Annotated in this window: 2 protein-coding genes and 1 pseudogene; 2 read left to right on the top strand and 1 reads right to left on the bottom strand. The window is 37.3% G+C overall.

Annotated elements, in window-relative coordinates; translation table 11 throughout:
- A pseudogene (locus tag ACFIMW_RS09330) lies at positions 1-269 on the bottom strand (hypothetical protein); the annotation flags it as partial.
- Between the two features lie 65 nt (positions 270-334).
- Here ACFIMW_RS09330 and ACFIMW_RS09325 point away from each other — a divergent pair.
- Both ACFIMW_RS09325 and ACFIMW_RS09320 read left to right on the top strand, forming a co-directional pair.
- Positions 335-643, top strand: a complete 309-nt coding sequence (locus tag ACFIMW_RS09325) for a type II toxin-antitoxin system RelE/ParE family toxin (RefSeq protein ID WP_375608901.1) — start codon at positions 335-337, stop codon at positions 641-643.
- The gene (locus ACFIMW_RS09320; protein ID WP_375608902.1) at positions 624-908 is read left to right on the top strand and encodes an addiction module antidote protein; all 285 of its coding nucleotides are present in this window, start codon (positions 624-626) and stop codon (positions 906-908) included. The genes ACFIMW_RS09325 and ACFIMW_RS09320 overlap by 20 nt, the downstream gene beginning before the upstream one ends.
- Positions 909-1,093 lie beyond the last annotated feature (185 nt).

Raw genomic sequence — 1,093 nt, 5'->3', positions numbered from 1 at the left:
CGGGTAGTGCTTGCATCATAAACACCTTGTCCCGCCCGTGTCTCAAACACCACATCACGGCTTTCGTTAAAGTAAAAAGTCTCCCGTTCACAAAAACGAATGGCTGCAAAAATGCTTTCTTGGATTTGATGAACATACTCATCGGCTATATCATCAATCTCATCTTGAATGACTGACACTAAGTGCGAAAGTGTTCTCTTATGACGATAAACATCTCGCTTTACAGGTATCGGTCCTCCGATCTTAACCCGAATATAATGACGTGTCATCAAAATACCTTTCAGTAAAAATTATTACTATTGATATTATATATTTTGTGTATTATAGTGCACTAATGGTGTTCATTCATAAAACGATAGAATTTGATACTTGGCTTAAGAAACTTAAAGATAAAAGCGTTAAGGCTATTATTCTTCAACGTATTGTCCGCTTAAAACAGGGTCTTTTCGGTGATGTTAAATTCTTTAATGGCATAGGTGAATTACGTATCCATTATGGTGCTGGTTACCGAATTTATTTTACCCAAAAAGGCTCTGATTTTATCCTTTTGTTATGCGGTGGAGATAAATCAACGCAGAAAAAAGATATTGAACAAGCATTAAAGTTAAAAGAGGAGTACAGTGATGAAAATAACCCCATTTAAACCAGAAGAATATCTTGAAGACATTGAAGTACAACAAGCATTTCTTAATGAAGCCTTTAAAACCGGTGATGCCTCTCATATAGCGGATGCCCTTGGTATTGTTGCACGTTCTCAAAATATGCGTGCCTTAGCAAAAGAAATCAATCGAGAACGCAGCGGATTATACCGCTCTTTAAGCAAAACAGGTGACCCTAAACTTTCTACCTTAGTTGCTGTCTTATCTGCCCTTAATTTACAACTCTCGGTACAATCTGCTAATTCATAAACTGAGGGGAAGCTAATAGATCTCTCCCCTAAATTTCAGTGATTGGTCACAAATTCAATGACTATACTTGCTTGACCTGCTTGGACTGTCTTATCAGCTTTAGCATAGAGAGTAAGTTCTTCATCATAAGGGACAAATTCCTTTTGATTGCTAGGCTTAACCTCTTTGACTGCCTGCTGTTTGAT

The sequence above is a fragment of the Bartonella sp. AC329YNZD genome, from assembly GCF_042196685.1.
Lineage (GTDB): Bacteria > Pseudomonadota > Alphaproteobacteria > Rhizobiales > Rhizobiaceae > Bartonella.
The sequence above is the reverse complement of the archived record's forward strand: the minus strand, read 5'-3'. Positions and strand labels throughout refer to the sequence as shown.